Here is a 15700-nt window from a genome sequence, read left to right on the forward strand (position 1 = left end):
ACCTCAGAACAGCTGGCCTTGTGCCGGTGCGGTCGCCTCACGGGCTGCTGCACCGCCCCCCAGCCGCAGCGCCAGTCCGGACAACCGGCTGGCGTGCCGCGCCAATGCGTCCTGCACCACGTCCGCACTGCCCAGTACATGCAACGCCCGGCGCGCCCGGGTCATGCCGGTGTACACCAGCTCGCGCGACAGCACCCGGTTGTCGCGACGCGGCAGCTGCAGCCACACCTCGTCGAATTCCGAGCCCTGCGCCTTGTGCACGGTCATCGCGAACGCGCTTTCGTGCGCGGGCAGCGCGGCCGGGTGGAACGCGCGCGGGTGTTCCGGGCTGTCGCCGGGGAACCAGGCCAGCACCGCGCCTTCGCTGCTGCGCAGGCACAGGCCGATGTCGCCGTTGAACAGGCGGTGGCGGTAGCTGTTCTCGGTGATCAGCAGCAGCCGGCCGTGGAAGTAGCGCGGCCCGCCGCCCGGACGCGCGCTGCCGGCCAGCGCCGCTTCGATGCGTTCGTTGAGGCCGCGCGCGCCCTGCGGTCCTTCGCGCAGCGCGGTCAGCAGGCGCAGCTGGCCGGCCTGGGCCAGCGCCTGGGCCGGGTCCGCCGCCTCGCCCAAGCCTCGCCAGTGTGCCAGCAGGGTCTGCCGATGCTGCTGCAGCGGGTCCACCTGGTCTTCGTGGAAGTGCACGCCGGCCAGCTGGCCGTGGCGCAGCAGCTCCAATGCACGGGTGCTGTCGCCCACGCGCACCGCAGCCGCCAGTGGCGCCAGGTCCAGCGCGTCGCTCTGCCGGTAGCCGCGCTGCAGCTGCACGCGACGGCCGGCGAACGGCAGCGGCGCGGCCAGCGGCTGCAGCGCGGCCGCCGCCAGCAATGGGCGCAGCGCAGTGGCATCGTCGGCCTGGGTGCCGAGGCCGTCGCCGCTGGCCTGCAGCACCGCGCTGAGCACGTCGCCGGCCTCCACCGACGGCAGCTGGTCGGGGTCGCCGAGCAGGATCAGCCGGGTGCCGTTGGCGACCGCTTCGACCAGCTTGGTCATCAACGGCAGGTCGATCATCGACGCCTCGTCCACCACCACCACATCGAACGGCAGCGGGTTGTCGGCGTGGTGACGGAAGCGCGGCGAATCGGGAATCACCCCGAGCAGGCGATGCAGGGTGGCGCCGGTGGTCGGCAGGGCCTCGGCCAGTTCGGCGGCCACCCCGACCAGGCGCAGCCGCTGCAGGGCCAGGCGCAGGCTTTCGGCCATGCGTTCGGCCGCGCGCCCGGTGGGGGCGGCCAGCGCCACCCGGGGCAGCGCGGCGTTGGCCTGCTGCGCCTGCGCGGCCAGCAGCACCAGCAGGCGCGCGATGGTGGTGGTCTTGCCGGTGCCGGGCCCGCCGGTGACCAGCACCAGCGGGTGGCGCAGTGCCACTGCAGCGGCGCGTGCCTGGTGGTCGATGCCGTCCAGTGCCTGCGGGAACAGCTGTGCGAACAGCGGCGCCAGCGCCGCCGGGTCGTGCGCGGGCAGCGGTTGCCGGGCAATGCGCTGCAGGCCGAGCGCCAGCCGCCGTTCGTATTCGCGGTACCGGCGCAGGTACAGCAGGCCGTGTTCGAGCACCAGCGGTGCATCGGCGGCCGCATGGTCGTCGCGTTCCGGCGTATCCACCCACGGCGATGCGCGCAGCTGCGCCATCCAGTCGCCGGGCAGCGGCCAGTCCAGGTCGGCATCCACCAGCCGCCGGGGCTGCTGCGGGTCCAGCCCGGCGTGGCCCTGCGCCACCGCCAGCGAGGCCAGCGCGGCTGCGGCCAGCACCGCGTCGGGCGTGTCCGGCTGCAGTCGGCGCAGGCTCTGCGCCAAGGCGTGGTCCAGGGTGCGCAGGGTGCCCTGCTGCAACAGCGCGGCGAGCAGGCTCATGCTTCACCCCGCGCGCGTGCCACCAGCCCGGCGTGGGCGTCGGCGCCGCCTGCGAACAGCGCGTCCATCGCCTCCACCAGCGCCGGGTCGAAGCGCTGCGCATGCACGCCCGGCGCGTCGGCGCGGCCGGCTTCGAGTCCACGGCAGAACAGGTAGCGGATGCCGCCCATGTCGCGCGCCAGGTCGTAGCCGGCGCCGAGGCGGAAGCGCAGCCAGCGGTGCAGGGCCACGGTGTAGATCAGCGCCTGCAGGTCGTACTCGCTGTGCTGCATGGCCTCGGCCAGGCGCGCAGCGTCGTAGCCGGGGAGCCGGTTGGATTTGTAGTCGAGCACGTACCAGCGTCCGTCGCGCACGTAGGTGAGGTCGATCTTGCCGGTCATCAGCCCTTCCAGCTGGCGGCGGGTGCCGAAGCTGCGCCGGTCGCGGACCAGTCCGTGCCGGTGCAGCAGCTGCAGCAGCGCCGGCACGGCAGTGGCCTGCATGGCGAAGTGGAACTCGATCTCGGCGCGCCGGTCCTGCGCGGGCAGGCTGCACAGCGCGCCGCCTTCGGGCAGTTGCACGGTCAGGGTCTGCCCGACCAGCGGCACCAGCACTGCCACGCCATCGTCCAGGTCGGCGTCGGCATAGCCTTCGGCGCGCAGCGAGTCGCGCAGCACCTCGGCCTGTTCCGGCGGCGCCGCATCGCCAGCGCGCCAGACGGACCAGCGCGCGAAGTCGGTGTTCTCCAGCGCATCGTGCAGCACGTTGCCGAAGCGGCTGCCCATGAAGCGCGGATCGATCTCCGGCTGCGGTTCGCTCGGCGCCAGCGGCTCGACCTCCAGCGGCAACTCGCCGCCGGCCGGTTCGTCGGCGGCCGGGGCCGGCGCTTCGGTGGCCATGGCGTCGGTGTCGTGGCCCGCATCCGCATTGGCCAGCTGGGTAAAGCTGTACACCCACCAGTCGTGCGGCACCCGCCGGGTGACCGCGCGCACCGGTGGCAGTTCGCCTTCGCGTTCCACCGGCAGCTGCGCGGGGCGCGGCTCCACGGGGCCTTCGATCACCTGGATGTCCGGGTTCGATCGCAACGCATCCAGGTCGGACAGCATCGGCGCCAGCCGGGTCTTCGCCAATCCGGCGAGGTCGCCGGCGGCGATCCACAAGGCATGCTCGGCGCGGGTCAGGCCCACGTACAGCAGGCGCGCATCTTCGGCCTCCTGCTCCTGCGCGGCGCGCGCGCTGGCCGCGTTCCACGCTTCGTCGCGCTCCAGCTTCCAGTGCAGCTCGCGGCGCCCGTCGGCGTAGACCGTGCAGTTGGCATCGGTGTTGGCGCCGCCGCTGCCGATGCCGACGAAGGGCAGGAACACCAAGGGGTACTCCAACCCCTTGCTCTTGTGCAGGGTGATGATCTGCACCCGGCGCGCGTCCGATTCCAGCCGCAGCAGCTGCTGTTCGTCGTCCTGGTCGGCGTGCGCCATCTGCACCTGCAGCCAGTCCAGCAGGCCGTGCATGCCCAGCGCCTGGCCGGCCGCCTGCTGCAGCAGCTCGCCCAGCTGCAGGTAGTTGGTGAGGCGGCGTTCGCCATCGAGCAGGCCGAGCAGGCGTTCGGCATGTTCGGCGCACAGGTCGGCGATGACCGCGAACGGTCCGCCGCGCAGCCAGCGTTCGCGCCACAGCAGCAGCCGGGTCTGGAACGCGCGCTGCGGGTCGCCGTCGCGTTCCATCGCGTCGATCGCCGCCGCGTTTTCACCGAGCAGCACGGTCGACAGCGCGGCACGCAGGCGGCCTTCGTCGGCCGGCTGCAGCAGCGCCAGCAGCAGCACGCGCAGTTCGCGTGCCTCGGCAGTGGCGTACAGGCTCTGCTTGCCAGCGGCCACCGCTGGAATGCCGACCGCGCTCAGCGCCTGCTGGATCCGGGTGGCTTCATGGTGGCGGCGCACCAGCACGGCGATGTCGCCGGGCTGCACCGGCATGCCGCGCAGCAGCGCGCGGCCCTGCCGGCCTTCCAGCAGCACCTGGTGGATTGCCGCTACGCAGGCGTCGGTGGCCTGCTGGCGCGACGGGTCGGCCTTGAGGTCGGCGCCGTCGTCGCTGCGCAGCAGGCGCAGGGTCAGGCCCGGTGCGGACTGGTCGTCACGCAGGAAGTCGGCGTCGCTGCGGGTGCTGCCAGGCAGCACCGGTTCGAAAGCGATGTCCGCTTCCAGGAAGGCGCGTTCGCCCGCCGCGTCGTACAACGCCTGCAGCGCGCGCAGCACGCCCGGGCGCGAGCGGAAGTTGCGGTTCAACGCGGGTGCGGCGACCGCTTCACGCTTGGCCTTGAGGTAGGTGTGGATGTCGCCGCCGCGGAAGCCGTAGATGGCCTGCTTGGGATCGCCGATCAGGAACAGCGCCGGGTCGAGGCCCGCCTCGCGGGTTTCCGGCGAATCGCCGAACACGCGCTGGAAGATGCCCCACTGGCGGTCGTCGGTGTCCTGGAATTCGTCCACCAGGGCGATCGGGTACTGCGCGCGCAGCTGCTGTACCAGCGCGGCGCGGTGCGGGCCTTCCAGCGCGGCAGCCACGCCGTCGATCAGGTCGTCGTAGGTCTGCACCCGGCCGACCCGCTTCAGTTCATCGAGGCGTTCGCGGGCCTGGCCGCGCAGGTCGTGCAGCAGCAGCAGCGCCTGCTGGCGCAGCCACTGGTCGTGGCTGTCGGCAGCGTGCCACCAGGTCTGCAGCGCGTCGAACAGCGGCGAGGCCGGGCACAGGCCCTGCTGGTCCTCTTTGCAGAAGCCGAGCAACGCGACCGGCAGCAGCTTGCCCAGGTGCAGCTTGTCGCTGCGCGGCCAGCTGCGCGACGCGCGGCCTGCCAACAGCTCCGCAAACGCCTTGTCGAAGCTGGGCCGGCGCGCGCGGCGGCCGTCGAAGATCTTGCGCTCGAAGGCGTTGGCGATGCTGGCCTGGGCGTCTTCGGTGTGCGCGTCGATGGCCTGCACGAGTGCCGCGGCGGCAGCCTGCAGCGCTGCACTGGGGTCGTCCAGCCGCTGCACGGGCACGGGTGGCAGCAGCGGCAGCGGCTTGATCAGCGCCGACAGGTCGCGTGCCAGCGCGCCCGGATCCGACCACAGCCGGGTCAGCGCATCGACCCGTGCAGGGTCGTTGGCGTGCACCCGCCACAGGTCGGCGCCGAGCTGGTCGTGCAGTTCGCGTTCGCTGGGCAGCAGGGTCGGCGGGTCGAAGGTGTGGCCGCTCTCCAGCGCGTGTTCGCGCAGCACCCGGGTGCAGAAGCCATGGATGGTGAAGATCGCGGCGAGATCGATTTCGTCGGCGGCGGTCTGCAGGCGCTGTGCCAGCGCCGCCGGGGTTTCGCGGCCGCGGTCCAGTTCGCGCTGCAGCAGGTAGCGGGTGAGCTGCGCGTCGGGCGCTTCGTCGTCCGAGGGCGCGCGCGCCAGCAGCTGCGCAGCCAGGGCCAGACGCTCGCGGATGCGCTTGCGGAGCTCCTGGGTGGCGGCGTCGGTAAAGGTCACCGCCAGGATCTGGCCGATGCGGTAGCCCTGCTCCACCACCAGCCGGGTGAACAGCGTGGCCAGGGTGAAGGTCTTGCCGGTGCCGGCGCTGGCTTCGATCAGGCGCACGCCGTCCAGCGGCAGGGACAGGTAGGGATCGTGCTGCAGGTCCAGGTCGCTCATGCCGGCGCTCCTTCGTCGGTGAAGCCCTGGAACACCCTGCCCTCGCGCACAGCGCATAACACCCGGAAGCTGGTCTGCAGCAATTGCTGGTAGCTGTCCGGATCGGCGAACGGGTCGCGCCCGCGCAGGGCCAGCTGCAGGGCGTCGCCACTAGCCTCGCCCCAGCGCCGGTCGCCGCCATGCCACTGCGCCCAGCCCTCGGCTTCGCGCTTGGCGGCCGGGGTGCGGTACAGCGTCCACGCGGTGTACGGGCCATACAGCAGCGGACCGCACAGTCCTTCGCCACGCAGCTGCAGCAGGGTCTGCAGTGCGGCCTTCGCGGTGGGGGCCGACAGCGCGGGCAACACGTGCGGTCCTACCCCGTCGTCGCCGCCGTCGTGGAATTCGACCAGCGGAATCGCGTCGCCGGCAGCGTTGGCCAGCAGCCAGTCCAGCCCGTGCCGGATCGCCGCCGGGCCGTTCAGGCCACCGGCGCGCAGGCGCACGATGCCCTGCGGGTGGATGTCGTCGACCCGGCCGTGCAGGCGTACGCCATCGATCTCCACCTCGTAGCGTCGGCTGTCGGCGGTGCTGTCGCCGCGCCACTGCGCCAATGCCAGCGCATAGGGGCGGGTCTGCGCCTGCAGCGCCTGGAACTGGCGTTCGCCGAGCGCACCCGATGGCAGCAGCGCGCGTGCGCGCAACCGCGCGTACAACGGCGTGTCATCGCCTTCCAGGGTGGCCTCGATCACCGCATGCTGCAGCAGGCGCTGCTCCAGGCCACGCCCGGCCAGCACCAGCGGTTCCAGGTCCTCGGCCGTGCCCAGCTCTTCGGGCAGGCGCAGGCCCAGCCGCTGCGACAGGAACTGCCCGGCCGGGTCGGTAAGGAACCGGCGCAGCGCGTCCAGCGACAGGTCCGGCGCGGCGTCCTCCGGCAACGGCGCCAGCGGCTGCTGGAACCATGCCGGCGGTGCGCGCCGCACGCTGCCGAGCGAGCCCGCAGCGGGGTGCCACTGCTGGCGGTAACTGAAGCGGCGCGGCTCATCGCCGCCGCCGAACGCGGCCGGCGAGAACGGCTGCAGCGAATGGCGCACGGTGAACTGTTTCACTGCCGCTGGCGGGTCGTCGTGGTACTCAGCGGCGGCATCGATCAGCTCGCTGACCAACACCGACGGTTCGCGCACGCTGCCATCGCGCGGGTCGGCACCGAGGTAGCTCAGGTAGAACACGTCCTGCGCCGAGGCGAACAGCTGCAGGAACAGGAAGCGGTCATCTTCGCGCAGCGAGCGGTCGCCATGCCGGCGCTTGTCGGTGCCCAGTTCGGCTGTGAGCTGGTTGAGCCCGGCGGCCGGGTCGCGGCGCGGGAAGTCGCCGTCGTTGAGCCCAAGCACGCAGATCACCCGGAACGGCAACAGTCGCATCGGCACCATCCGCCCGAAGCTGATGCCGCCGGTCAGCAGCGGCGCGCGGGTGTCGGCCTCGCCGAGCACGCCTGCGAAGTGCGCGCGCACCACCTCCGGCGGAACCGGGGCGTCGAAACCGGCGCGTTCGGCCTCGCGGGCGAACTCGTTGATCAGCTTGCGCAGCCGCTCCAGCGCGCGCTGGCTGCTGGCCGCCTCCGGGGTCTCCGGCAGCAGCGCGTCGAGCAGGGCCAGCAGGCGCTGGCGCCACTGCGCCGGGGGCAGCGCATCGCTCAGCGCGCGCTGGTAGCGCGCCAGCACCCGCATCAGCGCGAGCAGGCGGTCCAGCGCGTCCAGCGCGCTGCCTTCCAGCTCCGGCCACGGCGCCACGCCGGCGATGTCGCCATCGCTGCCGCTGGCATGGCCGAGCAGCAGGCGGTCCAGTGCGAACTGCCAGGTGTAGGCGTCGTCGTCCGGCGCCTGGTGCTGCGCGCGGTGGCTGGCGTCCAGGCCCCAGCGCGCGCCGGCGGCCTGCAGCCAGTCGTGCAGGCGGTCGAACGCGGCCGCGTCCAGGCCGGCGGCTTCGGCCAGTGGCGCGCTGGCCAGCAGGTCCAGCACTTCGTTGAGGCCGAAGCGCGACACCGGCAGGCCGAGCAGGTGCACGAACACGTCGGCCAGCGGTTCGCCGGTGAGCGGGCTGGTGTCGGCCAGCGCGTAGGGAATGTGGTCCTCGCCGCCGCTGCGACCGCCGAACACTGCCTCCAGGTACGGCACGTACGGATCGATGTCCGGTGCCAGCACCGCGATGTCGCGCGCCTGCAGCGGCGGGTCGAAACGCGGGTCCTGCAGCAGCGCGCGCAGCTGGTCGTGCAGGACCTGCAGTTCGCGCAGGCGGGTGTGGCAGGCATGCACCTGCAGGCTGGGGTCGTTGCGCAGCAGCTGCGGGCGCAGCGCGCCTTCCGGCGCGGTGCGGCGGTGGAACAGGTCGCGCTGCAGGCGGTGCAGCAGGCTGTCGGCAAGGCCGCCGTGGGCCATGTCCGCGCGGGTGTCGTCTTCGGGATCGTCGTAGGCGGCGATTTCGCCGGAGGGATGCACCACTTCGTAGCTGCCCAGCACCGCCATGAAGTCGCGCCCGGCCGCACCCCAGGCCTGCAGCAGGCGGTTCTCGTCGGCGCCGCTGCCGAACGGGTCGGCCGCGCCGCTGCGCAGGCGCCCGCCCAGGGTCTGCAGGTCGCCCCAGTACGAACGGGTGGGCGTGGGCATGTAGAAGTGCAGCGTGCCGACCCGCGCCTGGGTGGCCACCACCCGCAGCACGTCCGGCGACACGTTCAGGGTGGCAAAGGCGAACAGGCGCGGCGGCAGCCCCGCCGGCAACGGCCGCCCGGCGCCTTCGAACTGCTCCAGATAGGCGTGGATGCGACGGGCGCGGTACTGGTGGCCGCTGCCGATGCGCCGCCACAGGATCGCCTGCGGGTCGTGCGGGTCGGCGCCGGCTTCCCAGCGCAGCAGCCAGTCGCGGCGCCAGGCCTGGTACTTCTCGAACACGGCGGCCAGCTCGCCGGCCAGCGCCCAGGGCTTGAGCGGATCCGGTTGGGACAGGTAGGCCTGCAGCGCGCGCAGCGGCGGCTGCGCCATCAGCGCCGGGTCGGCCAGCGCCGCGTAGACCTTCCAGTGCAGCGCGGCGGCGGTGAGATCGTCATGCTCGCCGGGCACATTGGCGTTCAGCGCCCGCGCCACGAACTCGCCCGGGGTCAGGAACGCCAGGTTGGCGGCGATGCCATACTCCGCCGCCAGGGTGGACTGCAGCCAGCGGCGCATCGCCACCTGCGGAATCAGCACCACGTCCGGTTCCAGGATCGACTGCCCGGCCACCGGCTCGCGCAGCGTCCTGGCCAGCAGCGCGGCCAGCACATCGAGCGAATTGGAGTGGTACAGGCGGAAGTCTGAAGCGGGGTCGGTCATCGCGGCAGTGTGCCGCAGCGCGGCGCCGATCTCGACCCTCTTTGATATGGACGACGGTGGATGTCGCCTGCGGCCTTCTTTGGCGGTCGTTCGATATGCACTGTTTCAGCCGCCCATCCCCCGTACGGGCGGGGCACGCCAAGCCAACATGCGACAATACTGCACGGTCCAGTTCGGTTTTGTTCAGCCGTCCACCACGATCTTAGAACGTTGGAATTTTGTTAATGGCGACCATGACGGCTTCCGAAGAACCTCTGGTGCAGTTGGACAACGTGCGGATCGACCGCGGCGGTCGCGCCATCCTGCGCGACGTTTCGCTGTCGGTACCGCGTGGCAGCATCACCGCCGTGCTCGGTCCCTCCGGCAGCGGCAAGTCGACGCTGCTTGCGGCGCTGACCGGCGAACTGCGCCCGGCGGCCGGAACCGTGACCCTGTTCGGGCAGCCCATTCCCACCGGCAGCGGCGCCCTGCGCGCGATGCGCCGCAGCGTGGGCGTGCTGCTGCAGGGCAACGGCCTGCTCACCGACCTGACCGTGGCCGAGAACGTGGCGCTGCCGTTGCGCACCCACACCCGGCTGCCGGCTGCGGTGCTGGACCGGCTGGTGGACATGAAGCTGCACGCGGTCGGCCTGCTGGCCGCGGCCGACGCCTGGCCGCGCGAGCTGTCCGGCGGCATGGCGCGCCGCGTGGCGCTGGCCCGAGCGCTGGCGCTGGACCCGCCGCTGATGATCTACGACGAGCCGCTGACCGGGCTGGACCCGATCGCCAGCGGCGTGATCATGAGCCTGATCCAGCGCCTCAACCACAGCCTGGGCCTGACCAGCATCATCGTCAGCCACCATGTGCATGAAACCCTGCCGATCTGCGACCAGGTGATTGCGATCGCCAATGGCGGGGTGGTGTTCCAGGGCACCCCGGCCGCGCTCGAGTCCAGCCAGGACCCGCTGCTGCGCCAGTTCCTGCACGGGCAGCCGGACGGCCCGATCCCGTTCGATGCCGCGCCCCGCGCGAAGGTGGCCTGATGCCGTTCGTTGAAAGCACCCGCTCACTGGGCCGGGCCGGCCTGTTCTCGCTGACCGTCCTGCGCGGTTCGCTGCCAACCCGTGATTTCCTGGCCGAGCTGACCCGCGAGATCTACAAGATCGGCGCGCGTTCGCTGCCGATCATCGCCGTGGGCGGTGCATTCGTGGGCCTGGTGCTGACCCTGCAGGGCTACCGCACGCTGACCACCTTCGGCGCCGCCGATGCGCTGTCCACGCTGTTGGGCCTGTCGCTGTACCGCGAGCTGGCGCCGGTGCTGACCGCGCTGCTGTTCATCGGCCGCGCCGGCAGCTCGATTGCCGCCGAGCTGGGGTTGATGCGCGCCACCGACCAGATCAAGGCGCTGGAGCTGATGGCGATCGACCCGGTCGCCAAGGTGGTGGCGCCGCGCTTCTGGGCGGCGGTGCTGACCGTGCCGCTGCTGACCGGCATCTTCTGTTCGCTGGCGATCAGTGCCAGCTACTTCGAAGCGGTGCACGTGCTTGGCCTGGACAACGGCGTGTTCTGGTCGGCGCTGAGCAACAGCGTGGACTTTTGGGACGACTTCGGCGTGGCAATGCTGAAGTCGGCCATCTTCGGCGGTACCGCCGCGCTGGTCGCTTCGTACGTGGGCTTCCACGCCGAGCCGACCATCGAAGGCACTTCGGTAGCGACCACGCGCGCGGTGGTGAACGCCTCGCTGCTGGTGCTGATGTTCAACTTCGTGCTGTCGGCGATGCTGTTCCGCTGACGCCCTGACGCTCTTCAAATACGGTGATATGAACATGGCCATCCGCGGTCCCAGACTCGAATTTTCCGTCGGCGCTTTCCTGCTGCTGGCGCTGGCCTCGCTGCTGGTGCTGGCGATGGCGTCGACCAACCAGCGCTGGGGTTTCGGCAGCGAAGGGTATGAACTGAAAGCCCGCTTCACCCAGATCGGCCAGCTGCGCAAACAGGCGCCGGTCAAGATCGGCGGCGTGGTGGTGGGCCAGGTCGGCGATATCGACCTGGACCCGACCCGCTTCGATTCGATCGTGACGCTGAAGCTGGATCCGAAGTTCAAGGACCTGCCCGCCGACACCTCTGCCGGCATATTCACCAGCGGTTTGCTCGGCGAAAGCTATATCGGACTGCAGCCGGGCGGTGATCCGGACGTGCTGAAGTCCGGCGACGAGATCGTCTTCACCCAGCCGGCCGTGGACCTGATCCAGATGGTTGGCAAGTACATGTTCAGCGGCCCGGGCAATGCCGGCGCCGCTTCCCAGGATGCTCCCGGCGCAGCCGCGCCGGCAACGGAACCGCAGAAATGAAAAAGACCCTGATTCCGGCGCTGCTCGCTTCGGCCCTGCTCGCCTCCCTGCCCTCGCTGTCGTTCGCCCAGCCCACCCAGCCCGCCGCCGCCGTCCCCCAGAGCGCGGCGACGAAGACGGTGATGGATGCCAGTTCCCGCATCCTGGCCACCCTGCAGCAGCGCCGCGCCGAGTTCAGCAAGGACCCGGCCGCCCTGCGCAGCTACATCGACAGCGAGCTCAACCGCACCTTCGACCGCGATTACGCGGCGCGCCTGGTGCTGGGCGCCAACGCGCGTGGCGCCTCTGACGCGGACGTGAAGTTGTTCGCCGATGCGATGGCCGACAACCTGATGCAACGCTACGGTTCGGCCCTGCTGACCATCCAGGGCAAGCCGACCTTCCGCGCCAAGGGCGAGCAGCCGCTGCCCGGCAACCGTGGCGTCAAGGTCTCCACCGAGCTGCTGCGCACCGGCGCCGAATCGACCCCGGTCGAATACATGATGCGCAACGTCAACGGCCAGTGGAAAATCTTCGACGTGAACATCGAAGGCATTTCCTACGTACAGACCTTCCGTACCCAGTTCGACGCGCCGCTGCGCCAGAAGGGGATCCAGGAAGTGGCCAAAGAACTGCGTGCCGGTTCCATGCAGGCCGGGCCGGCCGGCAATGGCAAGTAACAGCGCCAGCGCGCGGATCGACGGTTCGCGCTGCGTGTTCGACGGCGTTCTCGACCGCGACGCCGTGGTGGCGCTGTGGTCGAAGCTGAAGGACCTGCCAGACAACGTGCTGCAGCTCGACCTGAACGCAGTCACGCAGCTGGACAGCGCCGGTCTGGCGTTGCTGGCCGAGCTCACCGCGCGCGCCCGCGACGACGGGCGTACGCTGGTGGTCAATGGCAACCCTGCCGGCCTCAATGAACTCAGCGCCGCCTACCGGCTGGCGCCGTCCCTGGATTTCAATGCCTCTACTGCCGCGAGCTGACATGAACGTCGTACGCACCGCTTCCCTTTTCCTGCTGGTCCTGGCGCTCAGCGCCTGCGCGGCCAAGCCGGCCCGTGACAGTGCGCCGGCCACCGTCGCCGTGTCACCCGTCGCTGCGACTGATGTTCCCGCGCCGGTGGCTGACGGCGGCGCGGCGGTGCCCGCGCCGGCACCGGTCGCGGCCGCTGCACCTGCAGTTTCCGGCTCCGACGCTGCTGCGTCCGACGCTGCCCCCACCGATGGCACCGCACCGGCCGCCACTGGCGCCGCACCCACCGGTGCCGAGGATGACTTCGCCGCGCTGTACGGTGGCCCGGCGCCCAACGCCGACGGCGCCGAGGCGTCGACCTCGGCCTACGACCCCTGGGAGGGTTTCAACCGCCGCGTGCACGCCTTCAACAACGTGGTCGACCGCGCGATCGCGCGTCCGCTGGCCACCGCGTACACCAATGTGGTGCCGCGCTTCGCACGCACCGGCGTGAGCAACTTCTTCAGCAACCTGCGCGCACCGGTGACCATCACCAACCAGCTGCTGCAGGGGCGCCCGGGCGACGCCTGGGACAGCCTGGGCCGTTTCATCATCAACACCACGGTAGGCATCGGCGGCCTGTGGGACCCGGCCAGTGCCGGCCAGGTGCCGCGTCGCAGCGAAGACTTCGGCCAGACCCTGGGCGCGTGGGGCTGGCGCAGCTCGCGTTACGTGGAGCTGCCGTTCTTCGGCCCGCGTACCGTGCGCGATGTGTTCGGCCTGGCCGGCGACATTCCGCTCTCGCCGATCCGCACCATCGAGCAGGACAACATCCGCATCCCGCTGCAGGGCCTGCAGCTGGTGGACATGCGCTCGCAGCTGCTGGCGCTGGACGACATCCGCGACAACGCCGTGGACGAGTACGCGCTCACGCGCGATGCCTGGCTGCAGCGCCGCAACTACCAGATCGTGAACGACCTGCGGGGTCGACGCGAACGCGGCAAGGATGCCGACGACTCCGCCCCGATCCCGGTGGATGCGATGCCGATGCCCAACTGGGGTAACTGATCAAAACAAAAACCCCGCCGAAGCGGGGTTTTTTTTGGACTCCGGATCAGGCGGCCAGGGCCGCGTCGATCGCGTCGAGCAGGCGCGGGTCGTTGGCCGGTACGTCGGGGGCGAAGCGGGCGACCACCTGGCCGTTGCGGCCGACCAGGAACTTCTCGAAGTTCCACAGCACGCCCGGGGCCGGATTGACCATCAGGTCCGGGTACTTGGCAACCGCGCCCTGCAGCTTTTCGCGCATCGGACCTTCGCCTGTGGCGGCCGGCTGGGCCTGGGTGAGCTGCTGGTACAGCGGATGGATGTCGTCGCCGGCCACGCTGACCTTGGCGAACATCGGGAAACTGACGTTGTATTCCAGCTGGCAGAACTGCTGGATCTCCGCATCGCTGCCCGGCTCCTGGGCCAGGAAGTTGTTGGCCGGGAAACCGAGCACTTCCAGGCCGGCGGCCTGCTTGTCGGCGTACAGAGCCTGCAGGCCTTCGTACTGCGGGGTCAGGCCGCACTTGGAAGCCACGTTGACCACCAGCAGCACCTTGCCGCGGTAGTCGGCCAGCGAGCTGGGCTGGCCTTCGATGGTGGTGACGGGAATGTCGTAGACGGTCTGGCTCACGGGTGTTCCTGTGCAGTGTGGAAAGGACACATGGGATATGTGCCCCGGAAAGGCGGAATCAATCGACGCAGATCGTGCCCTGGGCCACGCCACCGTCGATGCGCTGGCGGCAGCCGAAGTTCTGGCTGACGTCGGTCTGGCAGATGCCGGTGGCTTTGGTGCCTGCTGCAATCTCCGTATCGCCATTGGCCAGGCACTGTCCGGTGCAGTCGGACTTGGCGCTGCAGGTCTTGCCGGCATCGGCATAGGGCACCACGCACTGCACGCGCTGCAGGCGGCCGAGCGGCTTCAGTTCGCCGCCCGAAGCGGCACACGACGCTGCTTCCGCAGTTGCATCACCTGCCGGTGCAGGCGCGGCGGCGGTGTCGTTACCCGGCGCAGTACTGCAGCCGGCCAGCATCAACAACAGCGGGAGCATCAAGGTCAGGCGCATCGACGGTTTCCTGGCAGGTAAGAGCATGGCCGCACACTGTAGCAACTGCCGATGTCAGTCCTGCGTGGTCGTTGCGTCGTCTGCCGACTCGTCCTCGTCGGCCGCGTCCAGCCCGATTCCACCCAGCAGCTGTTCGGTCTGCTCGCTGCCGAGCGACTCCACGCCGCGCAGGCGGCGCTCGATGGTGCGCGTCTTGCGGCTGGCCTCGCCCAGGCTGCGCCCGACCGTGCTGATCTGCTTCTCGGCCTTTTCCAGGATGCCGGCGAACTTGCCGAACTCGCTCTTGACCGCGCCCAGCAGGCTCCACACTTCGCTGGAGCGCTGTTCGATGGCCAGCGTGCGGAAGCCCATCTGCAGGCTGTTGAGCAGCGCGGTGACCGTGGTCGGCCCGGCCACCACCACGCGGTGTTCGCGCTGCAGCAGGTCCACCAGTCCCGGGCGCCGGATCACTTCGGCATACAGCCCTTCGGTCGGCAGGAACATCACCGCGAAGTCGGTGGTGTGCGGCGGCACGATGTACTTGTCGCAGATCGACTTGGCCTGGATGCGGATCGCGCGTTCCAGCTGCGCGCCCTGCACGCGCACGCCGTCGGCATCACCCTGCTCCTGCGCATCGAGCAGGCGCTCGTAGTCTTCGCGCGGGAACTTGGAATCGATCGGCAGCCACACGGGCGTGTCTTCATGGCCACGCCCGGGCAGGCGCACCGCGATGTCGACCATCTCGCCGCTGTCCGGGCGCACTTTCACCCCACGCGCGTACTGCTCCTGGGTGAGGGTCTGTTCGAGGATGTTATCCAGCTGCACTTCGCCCCAGCTGCCGCGGTTCTTGACGTTGGTCAGCACGCGCTTGAGATCGCCCACGCCGGTGGCCAGCTGCTGCATTTCGCCCAGCCCGCGCTGGACCTGCTCCAGGCGGTCGGAAACCAGCTGGAACGACGCGCCCAGCCGCGCTTCGAGCGTGGTCTGCAGCTTTTCGTCGACGGTGACCCGCATCTGGTCGAGCTTTTCGGCGTTGTCGCTCTGCAGGTTCTTGAGCTGCTGCTCCAGCGTGGCACGCATCTCGCCGATGCGCAGCTCGTTGCGTTGGGTCATGTCCTGCAGGCGCTGGCCCAGCGATTCGGCCGAACGCTGCTGGGTCACCGCCGCTTCCTCGCGCGCCTTGCGCGCGTCTTCGCCCAGCGCGTCGCGCAGCAGGTCCAGGCGCTGGTCGGTGCGGGTCGACAGGTCGGTCAGCGCGCGCGCGAACGATTCCAGGCGGGCGTCCTGCTGCCGGCCCAGCCCTTCCAGCTGCTCGCGCAGCTCGCTGCGGCCGACCCGCGCTTCCTCGCGCAGGGACTGCTCCAGGTCGCCATGGTTGGAACGCCGCAGCAGGGAAACCAGCTGCAGCACGAGGACGGCACAGAGCAGGCCGCCAAGGATGAGGAATTCAGGTTGCATGGCGGCAGTGTAGGCCGAGCCG

General features: G+C 70.5%; 12 protein-coding genes. 6 read left to right on the plus strand and 6 right to left on the minus strand.

Going from position 1 to position 15700, the window contains the following annotated elements; all coding sequences use genetic code 11:
• Nucleotides 1–3 precede the first annotated feature (3 nt).
• Genes recD through recC form a run of 3 tightly spaced genes read right to left on the minus strand, consistent with a single transcriptional unit; the run spans nucleotide 4 to nucleotide 8872 of the window.
• Nucleotides 4–1887, minus strand: a complete 1884-nt coding sequence (gene recD, locus PDM28_RS19120) for an exodeoxyribonuclease V subunit alpha (RefSeq protein ID WP_311183271.1) — start codon at nucleotides 1885–1887, stop codon at nucleotides 4–6.
• A complete protein-coding gene (locus tag PDM28_RS19125; protein ID WP_311183273.1) occupies nucleotides 1884–5531 on the minus strand; it encodes a UvrD-helicase domain-containing protein in 3648 nt (1215 codons plus the stop codon). The genes recD and PDM28_RS19125 overlap by 4 nt, the downstream gene beginning before the upstream one ends.
• Nucleotides 5528–8872 carry an exodeoxyribonuclease V subunit gamma gene (recC, locus tag PDM28_RS19130; protein WP_311183274.1) on the minus strand — a complete coding sequence of 1115 codons (3345 nt, stop codon included), beginning with the start codon at nucleotides 8870–8872 and terminating at the stop codon, nucleotides 5528–5530. Before recC ends, PDM28_RS19125 begins: the two co-directional genes overlap by 4 nt.
• A 233-nt stretch (nucleotides 8873–9105) precedes the next feature.
• Between recC and PDM28_RS19135 the strand changes: the two genes are divergently transcribed.
• The 6 genes from PDM28_RS19135 to PDM28_RS19160 are packed head-to-tail and all read left to right on the plus strand — an operon-like array spanning nucleotide 9106 to nucleotide 13201.
• Nucleotides 9106–9894, plus strand: a complete 789-nt coding sequence (locus PDM28_RS19135; protein ID WP_102947125.1) for an ABC transporter ATP-binding protein — start codon at nucleotides 9106–9108, stop codon at nucleotides 9892–9894.
• Nucleotides 9894–10643, plus strand: a complete 750-nt coding sequence (locus PDM28_RS19140; RefSeq protein ID WP_102947090.1) for an MlaE family lipid ABC transporter permease subunit — start codon at nucleotides 9894–9896, stop codon at nucleotides 10641–10643. Before PDM28_RS19135 ends, PDM28_RS19140 begins: the two co-directional genes overlap by 1 nt.
• Nucleotides 10644–10677: 34 nt before the next feature.
• Entirely contained in the window at nucleotides 10678–11202 is a 525-nt protein-coding gene (gene mlaD, locus PDM28_RS19145) for an outer membrane lipid asymmetry maintenance protein MlaD (protein ID WP_070208321.1), read from the plus strand.
• Nucleotides 11199–11861, plus strand: coding sequence for an MlaC/ttg2D family ABC transporter substrate-binding protein (locus PDM28_RS19150; RefSeq protein ID WP_311183275.1), 663 nt, complete (start codon nucleotides 11199–11201; stop codon nucleotides 11859–11861). Before mlaD ends, PDM28_RS19150 begins: the two co-directional genes overlap by 4 nt.
• Nucleotides 11851–12165: an STAS domain-containing protein gene (locus PDM28_RS19155; RefSeq protein ID WP_102947092.1), complete on the plus strand. Its 315-nt coding sequence runs from the start codon at nucleotides 11851–11853 to the stop codon at nucleotides 12163–12165. The genes PDM28_RS19150 and PDM28_RS19155 overlap by 11 nt, the downstream gene beginning before the upstream one ends.
• A gap of 1 nt (nucleotide 12166) precedes the next feature.
• On the plus strand, nucleotides 12167–13201 hold the full coding sequence (locus PDM28_RS19160) for an MlaA family lipoprotein (RefSeq protein WP_311183276.1): 1035 nt from the start codon (nucleotides 12167–12169) through the stop codon (nucleotides 13199–13201).
• A 46-nt stretch (nucleotides 13202–13247) separates the two neighbouring features.
• Here PDM28_RS19160 and PDM28_RS19165 read toward each other — a convergent pair whose 3' ends face one another.
• Genes PDM28_RS19165 through PDM28_RS19175 form a run of 3 tightly spaced genes read right to left on the minus strand, consistent with a single transcriptional unit; the run spans nucleotide 13248 to nucleotide 15678 of the window.
• On the minus strand, nucleotides 13248–13808 hold the full coding sequence (locus tag PDM28_RS19165; protein ID WP_311183277.1) for a glutathione peroxidase: 561 nt from the start codon (nucleotides 13806–13808) through the stop codon (nucleotides 13248–13250).
• Nucleotides 13809–13866: 58 nt separating this feature from the next.
• Nucleotides 13867–14241 (minus strand): hypothetical protein, encoded by a 375-nt coding sequence (locus PDM28_RS19170; protein ID WP_311183278.1) that lies wholly within the window; start codon nucleotides 14239–14241, stop codon nucleotides 13867–13869.
• Between the two features lie 54 nt (nucleotides 14242–14295).
• Nucleotides 14296–15678 carry a DNA recombination protein RmuC gene (locus PDM28_RS19175; protein ID WP_311183279.1) on the minus strand — a complete coding sequence of 461 codons (1383 nt, stop codon included), beginning with the start codon at nucleotides 15676–15678 and terminating at the stop codon, nucleotides 14296–14298.
• Between the last annotated feature and the right edge of the window lie 22 nt (nucleotides 15679–15700).

Source organism: Stenotrophomonas aracearum (assembly GCF_031834615.1).
Taxonomy (GTDB): domain Bacteria; phylum Pseudomonadota; class Gammaproteobacteria; order Xanthomonadales; family Xanthomonadaceae; genus Stenotrophomonas; species Stenotrophomonas aracearum.